Annotated in this window: 24 protein-coding genes; 10 read left to right on the top strand and 14 right to left on the bottom strand. The window is 54.7% G+C overall.

Translation table 11 applies throughout. The features are described from left to right. From AC5JQH_RS21425 to AC5JQH_RS21440, 4 genes are all read left to right on the top strand, one after another. Positions 1-424, top strand: a 424-nt coding sequence (locus AC5JQH_RS21425; protein ID WP_493805995.1) for a 3'-5' exonuclease, incomplete at its 5' end; no start/stop codon positions are given. Next, positions 421-1,047: a tetratricopeptide repeat protein gene (locus tag AC5JQH_RS21430; protein WP_136630742.1), complete on the top strand. Its 627-nt coding sequence runs from the start codon at positions 421-423 to the stop codon at positions 1,045-1,047. The genes AC5JQH_RS21425 and AC5JQH_RS21430, both read left to right, overlap by 4 nt. Before the next feature lie 20 nt (positions 1,048-1,067). After that, complete coding sequence (locus AC5JQH_RS21435) at positions 1,068-1,574, top strand: hypothetical protein (RefSeq protein WP_493805996.1); 507 nt, start codon at positions 1,068-1,070, stop codon at positions 1,572-1,574. Between the two features lie 70 nt (positions 1,575-1,644). Then, positions 1,645-1,818 (top strand): hypothetical protein, encoded by a 174-nt coding sequence (locus tag AC5JQH_RS21440; RefSeq protein ID WP_482902024.1) that lies wholly within the window; start codon positions 1,645-1,647, stop codon positions 1,816-1,818. 501 nt (positions 1,819-2,319) lie between these two features. Here the strand turns inward: AC5JQH_RS21440 and AC5JQH_RS21445 are convergent. The 3 genes from AC5JQH_RS21445 to AC5JQH_RS21455 form a co-directional block, all read right to left on the bottom strand. Next, the gene (locus tag AC5JQH_RS21445) at positions 2,320-5,286 is read right to left on the bottom strand and encodes a Tn3 family transposase (protein WP_484020953.1); all 2,967 of its coding nucleotides are present in this window, start codon (positions 5,284-5,286) and stop codon (positions 2,320-2,322) included. A 102-nt stretch (positions 5,287-5,388) separates the two neighbouring features. Continuing rightward, a complete protein-coding gene (locus tag AC5JQH_RS21450; RefSeq protein WP_484020952.1) occupies positions 5,389-5,991 on the bottom strand; it encodes a recombinase family protein in 603 nt (200 codons plus the stop codon). A 308-nt stretch (positions 5,992-6,299) separates the two neighbouring features. Next, complete coding sequence (locus tag AC5JQH_RS21455) at positions 6,300-7,151, bottom strand: SDR family oxidoreductase (protein WP_484020950.1); 852 nt, start codon at positions 7,149-7,151, stop codon at positions 6,300-6,302. A gap of 90 nt (positions 7,152-7,241) precedes the next feature. Between AC5JQH_RS21455 and AC5JQH_RS21460 the strand changes: the two genes are divergently transcribed. Continuing rightward, positions 7,242-7,661, top strand: coding sequence for a winged helix-turn-helix transcriptional regulator (locus tag AC5JQH_RS21460; protein ID WP_484020948.1), 420 nt, complete (start codon positions 7,242-7,244; stop codon positions 7,659-7,661). Positions 7,662-8,336: 675 nt separating this feature from the next. Here the strand turns inward: AC5JQH_RS21460 and AC5JQH_RS21465 are convergent. After that, on the bottom strand, positions 8,337-9,326 hold the full coding sequence (locus AC5JQH_RS21465) for a GlxA family transcriptional regulator (RefSeq protein ID WP_484020944.1): 990 nt from the start codon (positions 9,324-9,326) through the stop codon (positions 8,337-8,339). A gap of 172 nt (positions 9,327-9,498) precedes the next feature. Between AC5JQH_RS21465 and AC5JQH_RS21470 the strand changes: the two genes are divergently transcribed. Genes AC5JQH_RS21470 through AC5JQH_RS21480 form a run of 3 tightly spaced genes read left to right on the top strand, consistent with a single transcriptional unit; the run spans position 9,499 to position 11,459 of the window. Next, positions 9,499-10,050 (top strand): cysteine hydrolase family protein, encoded by a 552-nt coding sequence (locus AC5JQH_RS21470; RefSeq protein ID WP_484020943.1) that lies wholly within the window; start codon positions 9,499-9,501, stop codon positions 10,048-10,050. Between the two features lie 42 nt (positions 10,051-10,092). Then, on the top strand, positions 10,093-11,016 hold the full coding sequence (locus tag AC5JQH_RS21475) for an MBL fold metallo-hydrolase (protein WP_484020941.1): 924 nt from the start codon (positions 10,093-10,095) through the stop codon (positions 11,014-11,016). Between the two features lie 53 nt (positions 11,017-11,069). Continuing rightward, on the top strand, positions 11,070-11,459 hold the full coding sequence (locus AC5JQH_RS21480) for a nuclear transport factor 2 family protein (protein ID WP_484020939.1): 390 nt from the start codon (positions 11,070-11,072) through the stop codon (positions 11,457-11,459). Between the two features lie 62 nt (positions 11,460-11,521). Here the strand turns inward: AC5JQH_RS21480 and AC5JQH_RS21485 are convergent, their stop codons facing one another. The 3 genes from AC5JQH_RS21485 to AC5JQH_RS21495 all read right to left on the bottom strand — a co-directional run bounded on the left by AC5JQH_RS21485 (position 11,522) and on the right by AC5JQH_RS21495 (position 13,586). Then, on the bottom strand, positions 11,522-11,977 hold the full coding sequence (locus AC5JQH_RS21485) for a MaoC family dehydratase (RefSeq protein ID WP_484020937.1): 456 nt from the start codon (positions 11,975-11,977) through the stop codon (positions 11,522-11,524). 115 nt (positions 11,978-12,092) lie between these two features. Then, entirely contained in the window at positions 12,093-12,848 is a 756-nt protein-coding gene (locus tag AC5JQH_RS21490; RefSeq protein ID WP_484020936.1) for an enoyl-CoA hydratase, read from the bottom strand. A gap of 18 nt (positions 12,849-12,866) precedes the next feature. Next, positions 12,867-13,586, bottom strand: a complete 720-nt coding sequence (locus AC5JQH_RS21495; RefSeq protein WP_493805997.1) for an NAD(P)H-dependent oxidoreductase — start codon at positions 13,584-13,586, stop codon at positions 12,867-12,869. Positions 13,587-13,769: 183 nt separating this feature from the next. Here AC5JQH_RS21495 and AC5JQH_RS21500 point away from each other — a divergent pair, with 183 nt between their 5' ends. Next, a complete protein-coding gene (locus AC5JQH_RS21500) occupies positions 13,770-14,762 on the top strand; it encodes a GlxA family transcriptional regulator (protein ID WP_484020932.1) in 993 nt (330 codons plus the stop codon). Between the two features lie 223 nt (positions 14,763-14,985). Then, entirely contained in the window at positions 14,986-15,432 is a 447-nt protein-coding gene (locus AC5JQH_RS21505; protein ID WP_484020930.1) for a hypothetical protein, read from the top strand. Positions 15,433-15,613: 181 nt separating this feature from the next. Here AC5JQH_RS21505 and AC5JQH_RS21510 read toward each other — a convergent pair whose 3' ends face one another. The 7 genes from AC5JQH_RS21510 to AC5JQH_RS21540 form a co-directional block, all read right to left on the bottom strand. Further along, the gene (locus AC5JQH_RS21510; RefSeq protein WP_493805998.1) at positions 15,614-16,210 is read right to left on the bottom strand and encodes a hypothetical protein; all 597 of its coding nucleotides are present in this window, start codon (positions 16,208-16,210) and stop codon (positions 15,614-15,616) included. Between the two features lie 84 nt (positions 16,211-16,294). Continuing rightward, positions 16,295-16,870 (bottom strand): hypothetical protein, encoded by a 576-nt coding sequence (locus AC5JQH_RS21515; RefSeq protein ID WP_482902027.1) that lies wholly within the window; start codon positions 16,868-16,870, stop codon positions 16,295-16,297. Then, positions 16,870-17,160 carry a hypothetical protein gene (locus AC5JQH_RS21520; RefSeq protein ID WP_482902028.1) on the bottom strand — a complete coding sequence of 97 codons (291 nt, stop codon included), beginning with the start codon at positions 17,158-17,160 and terminating at the stop codon, positions 16,870-16,872. Before AC5JQH_RS21520 ends, AC5JQH_RS21515 begins: the two co-directional genes overlap by 1 nt. Positions 17,161-17,247: 87 nt before the next feature. Continuing rightward, positions 17,248-17,661, bottom strand: coding sequence for a hypothetical protein (locus AC5JQH_RS21525; protein ID WP_493805999.1), 414 nt, complete (start codon positions 17,659-17,661; stop codon positions 17,248-17,250). Between the two features lie 193 nt (positions 17,662-17,854). Next, positions 17,855-18,448 carry a hypothetical protein gene (locus AC5JQH_RS21530; RefSeq protein ID WP_405417538.1) on the bottom strand — a complete coding sequence of 198 codons (594 nt, stop codon included), beginning with the start codon at positions 18,446-18,448 and terminating at the stop codon, positions 17,855-17,857. Further along, positions 18,449-21,382 carry a Tn3 family transposase gene (locus AC5JQH_RS21535; RefSeq protein WP_405417541.1) on the bottom strand — a complete coding sequence of 978 codons (2,934 nt, stop codon included), beginning with the start codon at positions 21,380-21,382 and terminating at the stop codon, positions 18,449-18,451. Positions 21,383-21,397: 15 nt separating this feature from the next. Then, on the bottom strand, positions 21,398-21,973 hold the full coding sequence (locus AC5JQH_RS21540; RefSeq protein WP_405417544.1) for a hypothetical protein: 576 nt from the start codon (positions 21,971-21,973) through the stop codon (positions 21,398-21,400). Positions 21,974-21,979 lie beyond the last annotated feature (6 nt).

The raw sequence follows: 21,979 nt of genomic DNA on the forward strand, positions 1-21,979 counted from the left end.
GGGCAACGTGGATCGTGAGGAAGACCTTAACGAGGAGCGCCGAATCCTGTTTGTCGCCATGACCCGGGCCAAGGACTACTTGCACCTGTCATCGGCTCGGCGCCGGCGCCAGGGCAGTCAGATCATCAATACAGATCCGTGCCGGTTCCTGTTTGATGTGAATCTTGTGACGTCCACATCCCGTCTGGACAGCGGTTTGACGGAAAACCCGGCATTCTCCAGGCTGCCGCCTATCAAGATCCAGAATCCGGATGCGGCACCCAAGCAGCGCCCCGGAAAAGGCAAGATTGACCCGGATGCCCTCGAGGCGATGCAGCGAGACCCGAACTTCAACAAGATGGTTCGCAAGTTCAATGCGACGGTTATGATGTGCATGCCAAATAAAGGCGGCCAACCACCAACGCGACGAGGCATTCAGTCATGACTCTGAGAGCAATGGTGGCCGCGCTTGCGGTTCTTTTCGCAGGGACCCAGCAATCACTCGCCAACGAGGATATTCAATCAGCGGCGAATGCTTTGAAATCCGGCAACTATAGCCAGGCCCTTACCTTGGCCCGGCCGTTGGCTGATAACGGCAATGCTGACGCGCAGCTCTTGATGGGGGTCATGTATATTCGGGGCCTTGGTGTCAGCAAAGACGCATCCAAAGCTTACGACATGTACCTCAAAGCAGCTGAGCAAGGCCAGGCGGCTGCCATGCATAATCTCGCCAGCATGCACTACCGAGGCGAAGGAATCCCGATCAATTTCAACGAAGCCCGTGAGTGGAACAGGAAAGCAGCTGAGACCGGACTGACGATTGCCCAGCACGATTACGCCGCAATGCTTGAATCGGGCGTCGGCGGTAGTCGTGATATCAATGGCGCCCTTCGGTTTTATCAGATGGCCGCCCGGGGTGGGTACACGAACGCCTCGTTCAAGCTGGGGCGCATGCTGGCGGACCAGAACCCTCAGGCATCCATGCGATTCCTGTGTCAGGCCGCCTCGAAAAATCACAATGGAGCCAAACAAATGCTTGGCCCCAGAATCCGAAATTGCCGGCGTTAAGCCGTACCCGAGAGGTAAATATGACCAGTTCAGCGAACTTACCCACCAACAGCCCTGAGCAAGCCTGGTTCACCGGCTTATTCTCGGTCGACATGTCCGGAACCCCGGTAGCGATGCGACTTTATTTGTATCCGGGTGCTGGTGGTTCTCAATTCCCCGCGGATATGCGGATGACTTCAGGAGATGGGGATATGGCCGAAACCGTTTTCGAGGGCTTGTGCACCATCGAAAACGACGAGCTTCGTTTTTATGAGAAGTCCAATGTGGATATGCCGGGCAACCCGCCTTCTATCTGCACTCTGGCTGCACGTAGAGCGACTGAGGATCAGTTCATTGGTGGCCCGGAAACACATTCAGGCCTGTTTGAGCCCGGGCTTGCTCTGAAAATTGCCCAGCTTCGGAAAACCGTCAACTCTGGGAACGGCTCTAAAGCTGCGGCATTACAGCTCAACTCCTTAGTACAGCGAGGAACCCCGGTCACCATTCAAATTGAGCAGAATGACTCGAAAGAATCCATGCTTCACTAACGTTCGGCTATTGTTTTGCAAGGAGATTGAAGTGCTTCAGAAACTAAACCGGTACCAAAGAGCCGGTGTTATGAGCATTATCGCGACCCTTCTAGGGCTGTTCACTTTGGCAGCACTTCCTGGCGAATCTGGTGAAGTGATCGGCTCTCTGTTTCTAATCATTGCCACTAGTTGCGCGTGGTTTTTCTGTAAGGGCCGATTCGGTTCAGCGGAAGGTAAAGAATGGGTTGAGCAAAATTTCTAAGGCGAAATGACACTCGGACACTGAATGATTAATCGGAGCCTCTATTGGCGAAAGTGAATCTACATATCACACTCAACGGTGAGCCCTCACTTCAGCAAGCGAGATGTGAGCGCATTCTGAAGCGCTTTAAAAATGATTCACCTGAGAGATTCGTGACTGAACATCACATACTGATACGGTGCGTCGGAATAGATGGGAACAGAGCTGAAAAGCTGTTAAACCTTGTGACGATAGCTAGCGATCTTTCGGAAGAGGATGCGGTCAATCTTTATAATTGCTGACATTGGATGGTTGTGGGCAGCCGAAACACCGGGCTCAAATGGGCTGCTCGCGGAACAACTGCCTCCCCAGTTCTGTTGATACCCAGGAACCGGTACCGTCAACACACGTAAAACCTTTCTTCTCCAGGGCCTTGAGCGTCCTGAGATTACAGGTCACCCCCTGACGATGCGCACCACCGTTAATAGTGGGGTCGCCGCAGAATTCGGAAAAAATCGTACGCTAAGGTTTTCCGCTGCTGCGTAGCGGCCGAAACTGGCCGTCCTCAACCTTCCGGTTTTGCCGCCAGACGTAATCACCAGTCAGATTGATGTGCTCCCAGCCCAATGGCGACAGATATTGCAGCAGTCCGTCATTGATTGGTTTGCCGGTCTCGCGCAGCGCCTGCGTTGCACGGTCGAGATAGACGGTGTTCCATAAAACGATAGCGGCTGTCACCAGATTGAGTCCGCTGGCGCGATAGCGCTGCTGTTCAAAACTGCGGTCGCGAATTTCGCCCAAGCGGTTGAAGAACACGGCCCTGGCCAGCGCGTTCCGCGCTTCGCCCTTGTTCAACCCGGCATGGACACGGCGGCGCAACTCGACATTTTGCAGCCAGTCCAGGATAAACAGCGTGCGCTCGATCCGCCCCAGTTCGCGCAGCGCAACCGCCAAGCCATTCTGGCGCGGGTAGCTGCCAAGTTTTCGCAGCATCAATGAGGCGGTCACCGTGCCCTGCTTGATTGACGCCGCCAGCCGTAAAATCTCATCCCAATGGGCGCGAACATGCTTGATATTCAGCGTGCCGCCGATCATCGTGTTCAGTGCTGGGTAGTCCTGTTCGTTCTTTGGCACATACAGCTTGGTGTCTTTCAGGTCGCGAATGCGCGGCGCAAAACGGAACCCCAGCAGGTGCATCAAGGCGAACACGTGATCGGTGAAGCCGGCCGTGTCGGTGTAGTGCTCCTCGATCCGCAAGTCAGATTCGTGGTACAGCAGGCCATCGAGCACGTAGGTGGAATCACGGACACCAACGTTGACCACCTTGGTGCTGAACGGTGCGTACTGGTCCGAAATATGGGTGTAGAACAGTCTACCCGGCTCGTGGCCGTACTTCGGATTGACGTGGCCGGTGCTCTCGCCTTTACCGCCCGCCCGGAAGCGCTGTCCATCCGAGGATGACGTGGTGCCATCGCCCCAGTTCGCGGCAAAAGTGTGGCGGAACTGGGTATTCACCAGATCGGCCAGCCCGGCTGAGTAGGTTTCGTCACGGACGTGCCAGGCTTGCAGCCAGGCCAGCTTGGCGTAAGTTGCACCGGGGCAGGACTCGGCCATTTTAGTCAGCCCCAAGTTGATGGCATCAGCCAGGATGGCCGATAGCAATAGCGTCCGATCCTTGACCGGTTTTCCATCCTTCAGATGAACGAAATGGCGGGTAAAGCCTGTCCAGTCGTCTACGTCCATCAGCAACTCGGTGATCTTGATGCGCGGCAAGTGCATGCCGGTCTGGTCGATCAGCGTTTGCGCCGCTTCGGGAACAACGGCATCAAGCGGCGTGATCTTCAGGCCGGAGTCGGTGATGATGGCGTCCGGCAGTTCGTTGGCCAGCGCCAAACGATTGACCGTAGCCAGTTGTTCTTCCAGCAGGTGCAAGCGCTCATGCAGGTATTGGTCGCAGTCCGGGTTCACTGCAATCGGCAACGTTTTCGCTTGCTTGAGTGTGACGAACTTCTCGACTGGCAGCAGGTATTCGTCAAAGTCGCGGAACTGGCGGGAGCCTTGCACCCATATATCTCCAGAGCGAAGCGAGTTCTTCAGTTCCGATAGGGCGCAGATTTCATAAAAACGACGGTCGATTTCACCATCGGTGAAGACCAGTGATTTCCAGCGAGGTTTGATGAAGGCAGTCGGCGCGTCCGCCGGCACCTTTCGTGCGCTGTCGGAATTCATGCCGCGCACCACTTCAATGGCGTCCAGCACGGCCCGCGCCGCTGGTGCTGCGCGCAGCTTGAGCACATCCAGGAATTCCGGCGTGTAGCGGCGCAGCGTATTGAATTGTTCACTGACCAGGTGCAGGTGATCGAACGACTCGGCTTGGGCAAGCTGATCGGCATCGGTAATGCTTTGCGTGAAATCATTCCAAGGGATGATCGTCTCGATGGCAGCGTACGGATCGGTGCCGGACTGTTTGGCCTCCAGCAAGGCATGGCCGATCTTGGAGTACAGCCGTACCTTGTCGTTGATCGCCTTGCCCTGTTTTTGGAACTGCTGTTGATGTTTGTTCTTGGCGGTACTGAAGAGCTTGACCAGAATCCTGTCATGTAGATCGACCACCTCATCCGTCACCGTGGCTGTGCCCTCCAAGGCCAGTGCGACCAGGGTGGCATAACGCCGCTCACTCTCGAACTTGGCAAGGTCTTGCGGCGTCATCTGCCCGCCTTCCCGTGCCATTTTCAGAAGGCGATTCTGGTGGATGTGGCGGCCGATACCCTCTGGCAGAGACAGTTCCTGGAATGCCTTCAGACGTTCAATGTGCTCCAGCATGTGTCGGGAGTTCGGCTTGACAGGGGATTGGCGTAGCCAAACCAACTTGGTGATATTGCTCTCCGGTTTTATCTTCAGCAGATCGTCGAGCCGGCGCCGATGCCGTGCCGTCAGCGGTTCGGTTAATGTCCGATAGATGCGCCGGTTGGCACGCGTCACGGCTTCTGCGCTGGCCCGCTCGACAACGGTCAGTGCCGGCAGAATGATTTGCCGCTGCCGTAGTGTTTCCAGCGCTTGAGCGGCGAGCACCAAGCCCTTGTCGGTCTGCATGGCCAGATCGGTTAGACCACGTACCAGAAAGCGGAAGTCAGACAGGCCAAACGGTGATACCCCGAGATAGGCGCGCAGCTCCTGGAGATGTTCGCGCCGTGTTTCATCGCGCTCGCCGTATTTAGCCCACGCGCTGGTCTCAACTCGAACTTGGCGGGCAACCCATTGGATGACAGGTTCCGCTACCACCAAGTCGCTGGCCAGCGCATATCCTGGATAACGCAATAGGCAGAGCTGCACCGCAAAACCGAGCCGGTTCGCATCGCCCCGGCGTTGCCGAATCAGCGCCACATCGGTTTCGTTAAAAGTGTAGTAGCGGATCAAGTCATCTTGGCTTTCAGGTAGAGCCAACAAGCCCGTCCGTTCAGTCGCGGAAAGTATTGAGCGACGCGGCATGGTCAGTCGTCCGTTCTCAGGTATTGATACAAGGTCTCCCGGCTGATGCCAAAGATGTGCGTCTGAATCGCTTTCGACTTCAGCAGGTTAGTGTTTCGAATGTCAGGAATCGTCTGCACGGCCACCACCTCCCAGCTTTTCCCGGATACGCATAATGGACTGGCGGGTTGTGCCATAGTCGCGAGCCAATTGTGCAACCGATACACCCATCGCAAGGCGTTGCATGACTTCGGCTTGCCGCTCCTTGGTCAATGCCGGCGGGCGGCCCATTACTTTGCCTTCGGCGCGTGCACGAGCCATTCCGGCATGCGTTCGCTCAATCAACAAATCTCGTTCGAATTCCGCCACCGCAGTTAATACGCCCATTGTCATTTTTCCGGCAGGGCTCGTCAGATCAACACCGCCGAGCGCCAAGCAATGAACGCGGACACCATCAACAGCGAGCCGCTCGACCGTTGAGCGCACATCCATGGCGTTACGACCCAGCCTATCGAGTTTTGTCACGATGAGTACATCGTCAGGCTCCAATCGATCAATCAAACGGGAGAACTGTGGCCGCTCGCTGGCAGCTACGCTTCCGCTAATACTTTCGGTGACGATACGCCGCTCGTTGACCGAGAAGCCGGCCGCTTCAATTTCATGAATCTGGTTGTCGGCATGTTGCTCACTCGTACTGACTCGAGCATAGATGAATGTGCGAGACATATTCGGTAGCCACCAATGTGTACGGAATGGAAGTACTTATTGTAGATCATGTCCGAAACAATCAATGACTAATTTACGGACCCCCTCTGTGAGATGGGTACTAAACCGATCGTTTCCGTACATAAATGCACATCTATCAGGCAGAAATCGGCCACAACCGGCCGGCCAGCTTCTCTCAACAACGGACATTCGAGCGGCGGCTCCGCTCCGAAATCGGCCAGATACTTACTTCAGGACGTCGGTCATTCCAGTCGTTCGGGTGGCCGAATTTGGCGGGCTGCTATGTATCGCAACCCGCCATTTATCAATCAGCCCAAGGCCAGCCTGACCAGCTCGGCCAGCGAAGTGGTGGGACGGTCGATCAAGGCGCTTAATTGCCGACTGTCGTCGAACAACCCCCCCTTTGATGCACCGACGTCAGATTCGGCCAGTAGCGTCGCCAGGAAATCCGGCAGGCCGGCACCGAGCAAGGCGGTCTTGAATTCGCTTTCCGGCAAATCCTGATAAGCGACGATTTTTCCAGATTGGCCAGCTATTTCGGCAGCCAGTTCGTCCAGCGTGTAAGACTCGTCACCGGCCAGTTCGTAAATACGCCCAGCCTGGTTTTCCTGCGTCAGCACGGTGGCGGCCGCTTCGGCGAAATCGGCCCGTGCCGCCGAAGCAATCCTCCCCTGCTTGGCGCTACCGAGCACCACACCGTATTGCAGCGCGGTGGGAATCCCGGCCGTGTAGTTCTCGGTATACCAGCCGTTGCGCAGAATGACCGCTGGCAGACCTGAAGCGCGGATCAGGCTTTCCGTTTCTTTATGCTCGGCCGCCAGCGGCAAGGGCGAAGTGTCGGCATGCAGGAGGCTGGTGTAGGCCAGCAGACCGACCCCGGCCGCCTTGGCCGCATCGATCACGGCACGATGTTGCGGCACGCGGCGGCCAACCTCGCTGGCCGAAATCAGCAGCAGCTTGTCAGCTCCTTTGAAGGCCGCAATCAGACTGGCCGGCTGATCGTAATCGGCCTGACGGACCTGGACGCCACGTGCGGCCAGATCGGTGACTTTCTCGGGATTCCGCACGGCAGCAACGATTTCACCGGCCGGCAATTTTTTCAGCAGGGCTTCGACAACCAGTCGACCGAGTTGGCCAGATGTTCCAGTAACGACGATCATGATTGAATTTCCTTTATTTCGTTGAGGGGAAGCTGCAGAATAGCAGCAACACTAACGTTTAGTAAGTACGCACTTAAAGGTAAGTACAAAATGCATAACTCCGATGAAACCCCCACACCTACACTCTCCGACCGCATGAGGCACGGCGAACTGTTTTCGGAAAAATGTCCGTCACGCGAGGTCTTGAAACACGTCGCCAGCCGCTGGGGCGTGCTGTTGCTCGTTGCCCTGCTCGGCGGAACCCAGCGCTTCAGCGACCTGCGGCGCAAGGTGAACGGGATCAGCGAAAAAATGCTGGCCCAGACCCTGCAACTGCTGGAAGGCGACGGCTTCGTCGAGCGCATTTCCTATCCGGTGGTACCTCCCCATGTTGAATACCGGCTGACAGCTCTGGGCGGGGAGATCGGTCTGAAGGTGGCGGCATTGGCAGACTGGATCGAGGTGAAACTACCGGAGATTTTAGCGGCGCAGCGGCTAAATGGCAGCGAAAATCAGGGCAATTTGAATTGAGGTGCCATTACTTCTGACAGGTTCTGCTATCTGACCCAGGATGTTTTCGTGGTCGAAAGTAACGAAACTACTCGCTGGCAGCTGACGTCGGTTCTGAATGGCTGCTTCCCTATCCAGCGAATGCGAACTCTCGGCCAGTTGCCGACCTTCTATCTCTCCACATAGCCGCCATTTGGACGACCGCTGCGCTTCTGAATCTGCCGGAAGGCCAATGCAAACTAATCGGCATTGCCGCTGTTCAGTAGTATGTTCGTGGCAGTCAGCAATGCGCCGGATACCTCACGGTCAGTACCAAAACTCGGCGAACGGCAGCTGCGAATGAGCACTCAGTGCCCAATGTTTGCAGCGGTCACTGAAAATGGCTTGCGGGCGCTTTTCGTCGATCAGGCGGGCGGCCAGCCGAGCTAGTTTTGTCCTGAAGGAGGACTCCACCAAGGAGCGAGTTGCGCTTGCAGCCTTGATGCCGGATCAGGGCATCTGGTTTCACGACCACGCAGAAGAGTCACTTCGGCTGATTGCATCGACCCAGTTAAGCAACGCTGCTGCAATGGTTGCCGGGTGTCAGCTACCCGGAGCTGGAGCTGATCGCCAGTCTCAGGCGCTGCCCGTTGAGCTGCGCGATACCTTGGTGCCGGCTTCATTTCGAAGATTTCACCAGCAACCCTGGCACGCAGATCAAGCAGATTGCTCAGATTCACCAACTCCCTGCCGACCGTCGCGGAAGGCTCGCCTGTACGAAGATGGCGACGTGTGCACCTGGTTCGAAAAATATTGGCGTAGCGATAGCGCTGTGCCAAAGCCTACTTCTGCCGCAACCCGCTCAATCGGCATATCCGTTGTCTCCAATAACTGCTGCGCTCTCGCGATACGCTCGAAAGCCAGCCACTTGACCACGGTCGTGCCAGTGGCCTCACGAAATCGCCGGGTAAAGGTTCGCCGACTCATCCGCGCTATATCGGCCAGCACATCCAAAGACAGTGGCTCTGAAAGATGCTCTCGCGCCCACTGAAGCACACCCGGCAGGCGGCTCTCGCTGGGCAGAATCGGCACCGGCTGTTCGATGTACTGCACCTGTCCACCTTGGCGATGCGGCGGCGTCACCAGCAGCCGCGCCACACGATTTGCAACATCGGCCCCGTGGCGCTGGCGCACGAGGTTTAGACAGCAGTCAATCGCGGCCACCGTCCCGGCAGAGGTGATGACATCGCCGTCATCGATATAAAGCACGTCGGGATGGAAGTCGGCCTTGGGAAAGCGCTGGGCGAAAAGCTCCCGGCAAGCCCAATGGGTGGTCGCACGCCGTCCATCGAGCAGGCCCGCATCCCCCAACACGAAAGCGCCCAGACAGAGGCCAACAACCTGAGCACCGCTGGCATTGGCTTGTTGCAATGCATCCGTCAACGCAATGGGGGCGACGTGTTCCGGGTGATTCCAGGCGGGGACGATGACGATATCGGCCTTGGCCATTACCCCCAGGCCATCGGGCACCTCGATCTCTATACCCTGATCGCTGCGTATGCGGCCAGGCGTGGGTGCGCAGTACCGCACTTCGTAAGGCGGCAGGCCGCTGGGCGCAGGTTTGATGCCGAACACCATACCGGGCACCGAGAGATGGAACAGGCTGACGCCTTCGAAGGCGAGGACAGCGACACGGATGGGCTGCATGAAACCTCCAAATACAGAAAAAGCATTTTGGCCCGATTGTATCGAAAATAGTTATTCGGGCCAATGGTGCGTTATTCCTCCTTTCGCGAAAATTCAACCAGCGCATCACCGAAACCATCTCGGCTCACCTTCACCCCCACAAAAATCATCAACTGAAATAAAGAGGCAATCCATGAACAAACGTGCAATCGTCGTCGTAGACCTTCAAAACGAGTACCTTCCCACTGGCAAGCTGCCACTGGTCGGGATCGAACCTGCCCTGTCAAACGCTGCCCGCATCATTTCCTCGGCGCGAGCCAAGAGCGAATTGCTCATCCATGTCCGGCATGAGTTCGCAACACCCGATGCGCCTGTTTTCGTGCCGGGAAGCGATGGCGTGCAGATCATCCCCGCCGTCGCCCCGATCGCCGGTGAACCGGTCGTCCTCAAGAACTACCCCAACTCGTTCCGCAACACGGGTCTGAAGCAGATGTTGGACGAACAGGGCGTCACAGAACTGGTAGTGATTGGTGCGATGAGCCACATGTGCGTGGAAGCCACCACCCGCGCCGCCGCCGACTTCGGCTACCCCGTTACGGTGGTGCACGATGCCTGCGCAACGATGGATCTCCAATTTGGCGCAACGGTAGTGCCTGCAGCCCAGGTGCATGCCACCGCGATGGCGGCGCTGGCATTCGCGTACGGCACGATCACCAGCACAGCCGAGTACCTGGCGCAGATCTGAGTGCGAACCGTTAAACCAAGCAATTTTCTCCGGAGCACAAAAATGAAATCACCCCTATCTTTAAGCACCACATGCAGCCTGATGTGTGCACTGCTGCTCGGCGTCGGCATTGCCGGTACGGTTCAAGCGCATGAAGCCGGTCACACCCACCCTGTCAAAGCGAAAGCTGCTTCCCACAAGGTGGATTTTCAATTGATCCGCAATGCCACGATGAAACTCACCTATGCAGGCACCACCTTCCTGATCGACCCCATGCTGGCTGTCAAAGGTGCCTACAAAGGCTTTGATGGCACGCCGCGAAGCGAATTGCGCAATCCGCTGGTTGATCTACCGGTGCCGATTACCGACGTACTCAAAGCCGACGCGATCATCCTGAGTCATATTCACGAAGACCACTGGGACCCGGCCGCGCGCTATCTGGTGCCGCGTACGATGACCATTTTCACCCAGGATGAAAAGGATGCAGCCAAGGTGCGCGAGGACGGTTTCACCGATGTACGCGTACTTACCGAAGAGGGTCTGGATTTCAAGGGTACCCGCCTGATCAAAACTCTCGGCAAACACGGCAGCAACCACTTCTTTGCCGTACCTCAGTTGGCCGAGCTTCTCGGCGACGTGATGGGCATCGTGTTCCTGCGCCCGAACCATCCCACCGCCTATGTGGCTGGCGACACCATATGGAACAAGAACGTCGAAGATGCTCTCGCCCGCTATCAACCCGATGTTGTGTTCCTCAACACCGGATACGCCCAGGTCAATGGTTTCGATGGATCCATCATCATGGGCAAGGACGATGTGGCGCGCGCCTACCGGTTCTCGCCCAAGGCCAGTATCGTCGGCATTCACATGGAATCAGTTAATCACGCCATGCTCACGCGCCAGGAATTGCGCACCTTTATCGACGCGCAGAAACTGGATAAGCGGCGAGTCTTGGTACCCAACGATGGGCAGAGCTATCGATTCTGAACAGCGCACTGGCGCAATTGTCTTCACCCAATGCTTTAACCAAGGAGTGCACCGTGAGCAATATTGACATCGCAAAAACCTACATCAAGGCCGTACAGACCGGCGACCAAGCCACACTGGGGAGCATCATTTCGCCCGATGTAATTTGGCACCAGCCGGGCAACAACCAGTTTTCCGGTGTGCACCGTGGCATGGCTGTGGTCGGGCCGATGCTGGGCAAGATGATGGAAACGTCGAATGGAACGTTCGCGATCACTCGTGCCGACCACTACATGGCCAATGGTGACTGGGTGGCTATCACCCTGGAGTTCGGTGGCGAGGCAAATGGCATCAAGCTCAAGCAACCCGGTGTGGACCTGATCCGCATCGAAGGGGGCAAAATCGTTGAGGTTCGCCTATTCTCCAGTGACCAAGCTCAAGAAGACGCGTTCTGGGGGCGTTGATCCGTGGCGCATTGCACTGCCCGTGCCGAAGCAATTGGCACGGGCGGGTGTTTAGCGAATCTTCATTGCGCAATGTTCCTTTTAACAACGAGATTGGCCACAAAAATCTGAACGACCTCGCTGAGGTTTTTGAAGGTGCTTATACGAGCCTTGACCATGCCTTGTTCCGGCCTGGATTTAGACGGGCGCACCTCAAGAATCTCGATTTCCAGATAGAGCTCATCATCGGCTCGAACCGGTTGGTACCACTTCAGTTCATCCAAGCCAGCACCGATGATTCCGCCTGCGGGCTTGAATTCACTTTCGAAAAACAGTCGCATGGTTGCGGCGGCGGTATGCCAACCGCTGGCTGCCAGACCTTGAAATAGAGTCGCCTTCGCAGCTTCTTCATCCAAGTGAAAAGGCTGTGGATCAAATTCGGCAGCGAAGCGCTTGATAGCGGTTGCATCCATCAAAAAACGGCCTGAGCCAAAACGTTGCCCTGCCTTAAGGTCATCAAGATAGTGAATTGTGTTCATGTTAGTTACTACCTACGGCAAAGGATTTGAATCCGTTGTTCTCCTCATCGCCCTTCAAAGCAGTTTGCTGCCCGTCATCAATGAGGAGAACGATCATTAGCGAACTTTTGCGCTGTCAGTCCAGACCAGCGAAATTTGGCTTCCGCTTTTCCAGGAATGCCGCGAAAGCCTCCCGGGCGGCAGAACTCTTTGTCCGCATCACAAAAGCTTCAGCTTCCAGTTTGATGCGCTCTAGCACCTCATCGGGATTCTTGAGCAAGGCTTTGGTCCGCAGGATGGCACCTTGTGGCAGTTGTGTCAGACGGATCGCCTGCGCCAACGCGAAATCCAGCACGGGCTGATCTGAAATTACGCGATTGACGAGACCTGTCGCCTGCGCCTCATGGGCGGACAGCGAGTCGCCCAAAAGTAGGATCTCGGATGCCCGTTGGTGACCGACGAGCCGCGCCAAGAGCAGCGTGGATGCCCCTTCGGGGACCAGTCCCAGGGCAACGAATGGAAATGAAAACCGTGCGCTGTCTTGCGCAAAAACCAGGTCGCAGTGAAACAACATCGTGGCACCAATCCCGACCGCAAGTCCATTGACAGCCGCGACCACCGGCTTTTTCACCTGGACGAGTGCATTCAGGAAGCGAAATGGCGGTGCATCCGCATTCTCCGGGGGGAAGTTCAGGAAGTCCTCAAGGTCGTTCCCTGCCGAAAAGGCGTTTCCTGCCCCCGTGAGCAGGATCACACTGACCGACTGATCCGCATCGGCCGCGACCAATGCCTCGCGCAATTGGTGATACATCGCCCCGGTAAAGGCATTTTTCTTATCCGGTCGGCTCAGCTCAATAATCTGAACACCACGCTCATGTGAAATCTTAATCATCTTTTTCTCCTTGTTCGATCAAACAACATTTGAATCCGCAGTGATCAGACGAAGCCCGTCGTCGTAGTTCGCAAGACTTGGAAACGGGAGGGGGATAGCCTCGTCGACCGACCGAATACGACTTCTCCATACATCCAGAACCTGGTGACGCGCCTCGTCGGAGATGTAGGGGACGTGCCAGCCAGTGAATGGAGGTAGCACCTGTAGTCCCGCATAGGCCAGCGTGCCCTGCAAGAGATGTTTCAGCATGTCGTCGATTGGACCGTGGATTCCCTGCGTACCGAACATGTGCTCCTGGCCGCCCAGCGTGAGGCCGACCAGAGCGCGGCGCCCCACCAGTCCGCCACGGTCATAGAAGCGCTTGCCTCCGTAGACCTGGCCCGATACGAACACACGGTCAATCCAGCCCTTGAGGATGGCCGGCGTCGAGTACCAGAAGACCGGAAAGACCAGCACGAGCAGGTCGCACCAAAGGAGTTTGTCGAGCTCGGCGCGGATGTCGGCACTGAGCGTGCCGGTGTTGAGCCCGTGCCGCTGCTCAAGTGCGTATGTGCAGTAATCGGCATCGGCGCGATCGCCAAAGTCGGCCACCGAGGCCACTGGCTGAAAGCCCATGGCATACAGATCCGACACCTGGACCTCGTGGCCCTGCCGTTCGAACTCCTCGACCGCAGCCGACTTCATCGCCGTACAGAACGACTTCGGCTCGGGATGCGCGTGGACAATGAAGACTCGCAAGATTTGATTCCTTTGTTTGATCAATCACGCCCTCGCCGAAGACAGCGCGGGTGATGAACTTCTGATGGCAAGTGCATCGCTCTACCCAAAAGCGAAACGAATACGACGAAGGGCAGTTTAATGACGCCACTTGATGGTGTAGAGTGGCGAAACTGACTATTTCTATGCGATTTCCGCCACACCATGCCTCGCGCTGCAATCCTTACATTCGATGGGTGCTATGTCTCCAGCGCCGGCGGCTTTGCCGATATCCTGCAGATCGCAAACTCGCACCTGCGGCGTCAGCAAGGCGCGGCCGCTGCACAGTTCGAATGGCACTTCGTTTCCTCATCGGGGAATCCCATCGTGGCAAGCAATGGTCTGCAATTGCAGACGCAAAAACTGGAGCCGCGCGAGCGCTACGATCTCGTCTTCATCCCCAGCCTGCACTACGGGGGCCAGCGCCAGTTCGATCAGATCCTCGACCGGTTAGCCGATACCTCCGACTGGCTGGTTGCCCAGTGGTGCGCCGGGGCGTGGATCGCCGCGAACTGCACCGGTACGTTCATCCTGGCGCAGACCGGGCTGCTCGACGGCAGAACGGTGACGACGACCTGGTGGCTGGAACGCCAGTTCCGCGCCAGGTACCCGAAGGTGGATCTGCAAATCCGCTCCGTGATCACCGAATCGGATCGGCTAGTCTGCGCGGGGGCTTCGGCGTCATACCTGCTACAGGCCATCCGTATCATCGAGCGCTTTTCGGGGCCGGCCATCGCTTCGCAGACCGCCAAGAGCTCGCTAATTGACGTGAGCCAGACCAGCCAGGTTCCCTACCTGCCATTGCTGGCAGAGAGAGCGCACTCGGATTCTTTGGTGGAGCGTGCGCAGCATTGGCTCCAGAGCAACATGACCGAGGAACTGCGGATCTCCGAGCTTGCGGAAGCATTAGCAATCAGTGATCGCACACTTATCCGTCGGTTCAAGGCGGCACTGGACCAGACACCGCTGGCATATCTGCAGGATCTTCGGCTCGAGGCTGCCCGAGCGCTACTTGAAACGGGTGACCTGAGTGTGGAAGTCATAAGCGGCGAAGTTGGCTACAACGACACCAGTTCGCTTTCTCGGCTCTTTCGGCAACGCATTGGCATGAGCCCTGGGGCGTATAGGCGCCGGTTCCAGATCAAGTCGGTGCCTTGACTGCATGATAGGTAAACAAGCTCTATTAAAGATTCAGCCGGCGAATCAGGTTCCACGATTAGCTAGCCGCTCCCAAAGGATCGTAGACCGGCCCGCTCTGAAGCTGCCTTGACCCTTGCAATCCGGAACGATCGGAGTGGGTGCCAGCTCACACAATCGGCCAGGAGCGGTCAGTAGATATGCGATATGATTTCCTTGTTACTACACATCAAGGTTATCAATTTTGGCCTTATACAACTCTACGAAGCCAGCCACCTCATTCGATAAAACAAAATTGGGAAAAACGGATGCCCAGCGACTCGGTGAAGCCGGGCTGCTTATCGGGTGTGTTGCTGGACTGGTTCTCACGATGCACTCAATAGCTACTTATCAGCCTCTAAAAGGGATTGAGTATCTGGAGCGATATATTTTTTGGCCTGTGGTGCTGTTTCTCGTGGTAAGTTTCCTTGCTTTAGGTCTTCGAGTGCTGCACCTCGCCATATTCCGTGAATGGCTATCACCCTTGTCAGAAAGCTCCTTTCGAGAAAGAAGCATAGGAGTTCGTAAGCTCTCAAAAAATGCCTACATCTTCGTACTTCTTATCGCAGGTTCGGTAGGAGCGTATTTCGCCACGACAAATTTCCTGATGCTCGTCACAGGTCAAATTTTTGTCGCCTTACAGAATCGTTAATGCCCGCTTTGGGCACTGAATAGACTGTCACATCAGATGACATTGGCCTAGCGTACGATAATTTCCTAATTCTGTGTCTGCCCCATAGTGAAAACCTCACCATGACTGGGCTGGGCGCTCCACTTGTTGGCTAGCCACTTCATCACTTCGCGTTGTTTAGCAGATATCCCGGCCAAAATATTCACCCCTTGTACTCACAAGCAGTTGCATGGTCGTACATTTTATCAAATACGATGTCATCGAGATTCTGAAGAGGAAACGAGCTCTCATACAGAATTTCGTCTTTTAGAAAGCGATTAAAGCTAAGGGTTAACTGTTTGCTGTCCATTAGCTCAGTCAGGAAGACATTGAGCGCCGGCGCAGTTCGGGAAGTGGGTTTGCGCTGAAACCACATTTTTGTCACCAGTCGATCAATTGGCCAATCAGACCAGGAAGCATCCATATATTCCGAATCATAAAACTTCCGGCCACCATCGAAGGAATGTTTACGCACGATCATTCCTTCTTTGTAAAGGTCGACCAGGCCCGGTGTATTTAGAAATTTGTCGGTGCCTTCGTTTTCACCTTTTGGTAGATAATGAGTGACCATCCACAATGCTTTGTTGGAACTATTGCACTGCACTGTGATCACCAGCTCCTCACCGCTTTTGCGTTTAAACTTGGCGATATGAGATGCCGGTGAATACCATTCACCATAGGGACTGGACGCTGTAACCGGAAGAGGTAAGACGATTGCGAATGCTGCGAAAAGAGATAGAAAAATACGGCTCAGGCTCATTATTGGAATGCCTCAAGTCTGGTGGTTTGTTTTGTTGCTGCAGTGAAAGGATTGCGCAGGGGCCTTCTATTAGGTTCCACTGCATCATTCATCGAAAAACTTCGATTTTGGCCTCAGGTATTCCTCAATCGTGGGCTTTTCGGCCGTAGGCAGATCTGACGTTGAGACCAACTTATCGCCGTTGGCATCGCCCTTACCCACTTTTTTGCGACCCTTTTTCTTCGCTCGTTTGGACCCGGCTCTCTTGGTGGGGTGTCCCGCCCGAGCATAACCAGTTCGTTCCTTGTCGTCTTCCTCCAGCTCGGAATACGGGGCAGCAGATCCGGGGCCCTGGTTGATCGCAGGGAACGGCGTAATCGGCCCTTCACCCTCTTCTGCCTGATCCTGATCTTTCCCTGACCTTTTCACTGACAACTTTTCCCGGAAATTCAGAGATTGGTTCCGGGTGGCGACGTACCAGTTCGACAAAATGGACGCCACGGCGCCAACCGTCACAATCAGACCCGAAAACCAGTGCGGTGGCAGGAAGAAGAATACGATGACAAAAAAAGCCGTTGATAGGGCGACCCGTGTCAGGGGAACTCGAAGGACGCCCGCGAGAATGACCAGGTTAAATAAGATGGCGACAATCGCGGAGCAAAAGAAGACCAGCTCAATCATCAGATCAGTCCATACAGGAATGCCATTGTCACGACTGGCAGAATCAACATCAGGCTTAACAAGGGGGTGATGGCCCGAATAGCGGTCTTTTCATCTTCATAGGCCCGGGTAACACGCCCAATGACATTGGCAAAGGCAAAACCGATCAAACCGATGAAGATGAGGATGCCGAACTTCATCAGCGCCTCTGTTTCACCGGAGATAACCATGCCAGCAAAGACGCCAGCCATGACGCTCAAGGCGATCACAGCGAGATATGTCGGGATTACTTTTTTGAGTTGAAACTTCACGGTTACCTCCTCAGATCATGCCGAAATGATAACATTACTTTCATTTCTGGACAAGTTGCAAGGGAGGCTAAAGACGCTTAGATCACGTTAAAGACCTTCGAACCCGAGCTGGTTTTCACTATCGCCAGCAACGCCTTTCTGGGATTTCTGTGCGGCTTGTTTCTGCTTTTCAGTGGACGGCATTGGAGAGGGTTTGGGAGGAGCGACGGCACTTTCTCGGACGCCACTTCCTGCTGCAAAGGCGTTGTATTGCTCCACGGTTTTGAGAATCGCCTGGCCACCCTGGTCATCGGAGACGAAACTGATGTCGATATCCGGGAACGAAATCCGCACTCCAGGCGGTACCGGGGAGGACTGAGCGGTCACAGGCGGTGCAAGTTCATGGGTTTCTTCGTCTAAGACCAGTTGCAGGTGATCGGTGTTATCCGGACCCCAGGCAATACGTCCAATTGGTGATCCGTCGACAAGGAATCGACACCCGCTACCATGCCATTGCTTCATATTGACCTCACAGACGTCATTGCCGGGGCACAGACTCTTATTAGCCCCGAATGCTGACGATTTCCTTTGGAATCACCACCGGTTGTTTTTCTACGACTTGGACTAGCGGGGGCATTTGAACAGAAACTTACGGTTTCACCCTCGCGGATCCTCCTCAAACCGTAAATTCCTGCGCAATCTTCCCCCTGCCCATTTACGGCCGTGGGTTGAGATCGAGCGGATACTTCATTAAATCCAGATAATCCCAGTTATTGCGGCATACCCAATTCATCACAGTCCCCGGTGGATCCGGGTTCTTGGTAAAGGTCTTCACTGCGCTTTCATACTGTTCTAAAGAACAACTGTCCTCACCAAATTGTTCCTGGTTGGTGCGTAGTCCCGCTAGGTCATGGGCCTCAAATTGGGAGCGAAAGGCTGTAACGGTTTGATCCGGATTGATGGCGAAGAAAAAGTAATCCTGGGTATCCAGCATGGTTTCAATCACCGCCTGGATGATTGGATTACCGGCTGGCACCAAGCCGTGATATGTGGCATGGCCATAGAATTCAAACCCAAAGTGAAGCACCTTGTACTGGCTTGTTCCAAGCACTGAATGGCCGAAGTTCATACCTTGCATTGTTACCTGGTTCGGAATTGGTTTCTCTGGCCTTACCGCAATAAAACCGCACTTTTCTTTCCGGTCCTCCACATAACCCAATGCGAAACAAGGCGCTTGCGCGGCCATAAGATCACGGATCAACAATTGATTGACCGTAAGGCGTGGAAGGTAGTTGTGGACTTCGCCCATCTATTTCGTTTCCTCATGTTTGATAAAGTAGGTACCGTTAGGCAATACATGCTTGTACGGCAGTAGGGAAATATGAGCCAGCAGGTTGTCATCCACTGTCTCACCCTGATTTCTGAGTTCATCGACGATGTTGCTGATCCTGGAGGTGTTCCAGTACAGAATGGCGTTGGATACCAGGCTTAAAGCACTTGCCTTATTCATGATCTCCAGGTAATCACCGGTAGTGAATTCACCTTGGTTGGCAAAGAAGATCCAGCGCGGCAGATTGTGCCGGTATTCCCCTTTGTTGAGCTGGAGCTGAACCGTGCGGCGCAAATCCTTGTCCGTAATGTAGCGCAGGATGTATTCAGTTTTGATGATCCTGCCCAGGTTGGTGAAGGCTTTCGCCAGACGGTCAGAGGGAAAGCTGTTGGTCAGCCGCTCCACGATCACATGTGCCGGTGCCGTGCGTTCCTTTAGCGACGTGGCAACATGAATCATTTCATCCCATTGCTCCTCAACAATATCCAGATCCGCCGTCTTGTTCAGTAAAGGCGTGAATATGCCGTAATTGACGTTACGCTCCACCCGGTAGAGCTGTTGATCCTTGAGGTCGCGGATCCGGGGCATGAAGTAGTACCCCAGCAAATAGCACAAGGCGAAGATAATTTCGGTGTAGCCGTGGGTATCGGTGGTGTGCTCCCTGATCTTCAGAATGGTATTGTTTTCCAGTATTCCATCGAGGACATACAGGGCTTCCCTGGGATTACAGGAAATGGCCTTGGTGCTGTATACCGAGTATTGATCGGACACATGGGTGTAGATGCCGATCGCTTTCTCATAGTAGCCGTAGTATCGGGGATAGTACGCCGCCAACAGGCTATCAGCCCGGATCCGGAAGCGCTGCGCATCCGATGATGACACCTGGCCGGATCCGTGCACCTCACTAAACGGCAATTGGTGATGCTGGTTCACAATTTCGGCGCTGGCCGCCGTAATGGTTTCCTCGCGCACGTAGAACTGCAAGACGTGGCGCAGCATATCCACTGAGACATCATCAACGCTTGCACTCATGGCCACGACACCGAGATTGGTGGCCTGGGAAATCAGGGCCGAAATCAGCGTTTTATAGAAATTCTTGGGCCTGGAGTGATGTTGCTGCACCGGGATAAAGTGCCGGGTGAAATTGGTTTCCCTGTCCACCTCCATCAGCAATTCTTCAATGCGAATCGTGGGCATACTGGCATCGATGACCTTCTGGAGTTTCTTCACCGCCTCAGGGATTTCTGCCTTGTCATCGCGCTTCAGTTTAAGGTTGCCATCCTTGATGTCGGCAAAGGTGTCCAGGCCGAAACGCTTGTCCGCTTCCCCCACACTTTGGTGGAATTGCAGAATCAATTGCGCTTTCACCTGGTCTTTGAACGGTTGCTGTAGGTCTTCATAAGCGGCTTCGCGGGTGTCCTCCCAGCGGTGCTGATTCAGCATCAGATCCCAGAAAGACACGTGCTGTTTGCTTTTGGGTACAAACAGATCCCCGGAGCGCAAGGCCTCCTTCATGGCCATAGCCACGCCCAGTTCCCAGGCGTTGCGCTGGATCTTGCCGTTTTTGCCTTTCAAGCAGCGCCGCAGCTCCTTGGGAATGAAATACGTGGGCACGTCATCAGGCAGGTTTTTCAATTCACCGGAATCAAGTTGGCGAATCAGTTGTATGGAGTTCAGAAGGGGTTCGGTACCGGGTTTGGCTTGGAACGGCAGAAGTAGGAATTCCGGGAAATACTTGCGTAAACTGGGATAGCGAGCCAGCAGCAAATCACCATAGCCGCGCTCTTCCAGGCGCTTGAAGATATGTAAATCATCCACGGACTCCAGCAGTTTCTTTTCATCAATGCGTTGCCACAGATCCACCTTGTTCAACGGCCTGTCATCCGGCCAATCCAGAATCAGGTGGGTTGCATCCAGCACCGTATCAATGGCTTTCTTCTGGCGCTTGCGAAATTCGCGGTGCTTTTTCTCGTGAACCTGCTTGCCTTTGCGCAGCATGTCCAGGATGTACTGGTCGTGCATCTTCACCAAATGATCCAGCAGTACCTTGCGCGTTTCCAGCAAGAAACACAGCATCAGTGAATAGCGCTTGTTATCCTTGAACCGTTTGATGTCCTTGGCGTTATAGCGACGTGCCAGTTTGTAGAGGTAATCCATAAAGGCCGGATCCACGATTCGGGATTCAATGGCATCGATGCCAGTACCATCGAGAGACCAGTAACGCTCCAGGTAGCTTTGAATCGACGATATGGTGGCCGAGGGCGGATATTCTTTCAGAAGGTAGAACAGCGATCGCTGATCACCTGGCACAGCGATCAATAGCTCATCGATGGCCTGTCGGATTTCCACTGATAGTTGCCGGTAAAGCGACTCAAACAATCGCTCATGCACCTCGGAGCAAACGCTGATAATCAAGCGTTCCATAACACTTGGCCCCGGCAGGATCACCTTGGCGGCCAGCAGATATTGCTCTGCGCGTAGAAACAGCTCATCCGGTAAGAAGCCTTGCTCCGCCTGTTTGGAGAGCCACTTTTCAAGGCTAGCTTGGGCGGTGTCGTCGTATTTGGAAAAGCCCAGATAAGTCAGGATGTTTTTGCGTTGCTCGGAAAAGGTGGCATCCCGCTCCGGGGTGTTGATGGTCAACGATGGCGGCAATTCGAGTTGGCTGTTCAGGTAACTCACAATGCGTGGCGATAGGTCGTTGACCTCCACCAAGAAACGGCCATACAAGCGCACGGCACAAAGCTGAATGGCGATGAATAAGCGAGAGTTGGTGCGGTAGCGATTAACTTCTTTCTTGTCGGCTTCCGACAGCGTCCAGTCCCTGGCCATTTCCTCATCGGAGAAGTCCTGCGGCAATGTCACTGGCTGGTAACGCTGCCGTTGGGTCAGGAACTTCTCTTTGGCAGTCATGAAGAAAATCCTAGACTAATTCTTGAAGGCGATATTCCAAACCCCTTCAAAACGCTTTCTCAACAAGGGTTCCGGGACGTGAGGTGTAAAAGGTGCGTACTTTTTCACGGCCTCGTAAATCTGCTCTTTCTCCTTACCCTTGATCTCCTTTAACAGGCGTACCGCATCCTGAATATCCTTGTCATGACGTGAGGCATGAACCTTGTGGGCCAGGAGCTCTTCCCAGCTCGCAGCTTTTAAGATCAGGAAGGGATGCTGAAAAATAATAACATTGGAGGTAGTTTCCAGGCCGAAAAAACTCACGCTGTCATTGAACCACAGGGATTTTTCATCTGCGGCCAAGCCCATTTCATCACCAACTTGCTTGATCAATTTAATCAACAACTGCTTGTTGGCCGGGTTCGCCGGGAAAATTGCATCGACATCCTGAGTCATGGCCCGTGAGTGAAAATACATCAGACTGATGATGCCCCCACAACAAGTCAGTTCCAACCGCTTATTTTCTTTCTGGAGCAAGTCACCTAAACGTTTAAGCGCTTTGGTTAAAGTCTGAATGCTGATTTGTTTGCCGGTACTGGAATACTGGTACATGTAAAA

Source organism: Marinobacter sp. H13, from assembly GCF_059072335.1.

What these genes read in the sequence shown, in the direction of transcription:
- AC5JQH_RS21450 (WP_484020952.1), bottom strand. Translation starts at nt 5,991, where the DNA reads ATGTCTCGCACATTCATCTATGCTCGAGTCAGTACGAGTGAGCAACAT.
- AC5JQH_RS21460 (WP_484020948.1), top strand. Translation starts at nt 7,242, where the DNA reads ATGCATAACTCCGATGAAACCCCCACACCTACACTCTCCGACCGCATG.
- AC5JQH_RS21475 (WP_484020941.1), top strand. Translation starts at nt 10,093, where the DNA reads ATGAAATCACCCCTATCTTTAAGCACCACATGCAGCCTGATGTGTGCA.
- AC5JQH_RS21490 (WP_484020936.1), bottom strand. Translation starts at nt 12,848, where the DNA reads ATGATTAAGATTTCACATGAGCGTGGTGTTCAGATTATTGAGCTGAGC.
- AC5JQH_RS21440 (WP_482902024.1), top strand. Translation starts at nt 1,645, where the DNA reads ATGAGCATTATCGCGACCCTTCTAGGGCTGTTCACTTTGGCAGCACTT.
- AC5JQH_RS21445 (WP_484020953.1), bottom strand. Translation starts at nt 5,286, where the DNA reads ATGCCGCGTCGCTCAATACTTTCCGCGACTGAACGGACGGGCTTGTTG.
- AC5JQH_RS21535 (WP_405417541.1), bottom strand. Translation starts at nt 21,382, where the DNA reads ATGACTGCCAAAGAGAAGTTCCTGACCCAACGGCAGCGTTACCAGCCA.
- AC5JQH_RS21515 (WP_482902027.1), bottom strand. Translation starts at nt 16,870, where the DNA reads ATGATTGAGCTGGTCTTCTTTTGCTCCGCGATTGTCGCCATCTTATTT.
- AC5JQH_RS21540 (WP_405417544.1), bottom strand. Translation starts at nt 21,973, where the DNA reads ATGTACCAGTATTCCAGTACCGGCAAACAAATCAGCATTCAGACTTTA.
- AC5JQH_RS21485 (WP_484020937.1), bottom strand. Translation starts at nt 11,977, where the DNA reads ATGAACACAATTCACTATCTTGATGACCTTAAGGCAGGGCAACGTTTT.
- AC5JQH_RS21470 (WP_484020943.1), top strand. Translation starts at nt 9,499, where the DNA reads ATGAACAAACGTGCAATCGTCGTCGTAGACCTTCAAAACGAGTACCTT.
- AC5JQH_RS21430 (WP_136630742.1), top strand. Translation starts at nt 421, where the DNA reads ATGACTCTGAGAGCAATGGTGGCCGCGCTTGCGGTTCTTTTCGCAGGG.
- AC5JQH_RS21455 (WP_484020950.1), bottom strand. Translation starts at nt 7,151, where the DNA reads ATGATCGTCGTTACTGGAACATCTGGCCAACTCGGTCGACTGGTTGTC.
- AC5JQH_RS21465 (WP_484020944.1), bottom strand. Translation starts at nt 9,326, where the DNA reads ATGCAGCCCATCCGTGTCGCTGTCCTCGCCTTCGAAGGCGTCAGCCTG.
- AC5JQH_RS21530 (WP_405417538.1), bottom strand. Translation starts at nt 18,448, where the DNA reads ATGGGCGAAGTCCACAACTACCTTCCACGCCTTACGGTCAATCAATTG.
- AC5JQH_RS21435 (WP_493805996.1), top strand. Translation starts at nt 1,068, where the DNA reads ATGACCAGTTCAGCGAACTTACCCACCAACAGCCCTGAGCAAGCCTGG.
- AC5JQH_RS21500 (WP_484020932.1), top strand. Translation starts at nt 13,770, where the DNA reads ATGCCTCGCGCTGCAATCCTTACATTCGATGGGTGCTATGTCTCCAGC.
- AC5JQH_RS21510 (WP_493805998.1), bottom strand. Translation starts at nt 16,210, where the DNA reads ATGAGCCTGAGCCGTATTTTTCTATCTCTTTTCGCAGCATTCGCAATC.
- AC5JQH_RS21525 (WP_493805999.1), bottom strand. Translation starts at nt 17,661, where the DNA reads ATGAAGCAATGGCATGGTAGCGGGTGTCGATTCCTTGTCGACGGATCA.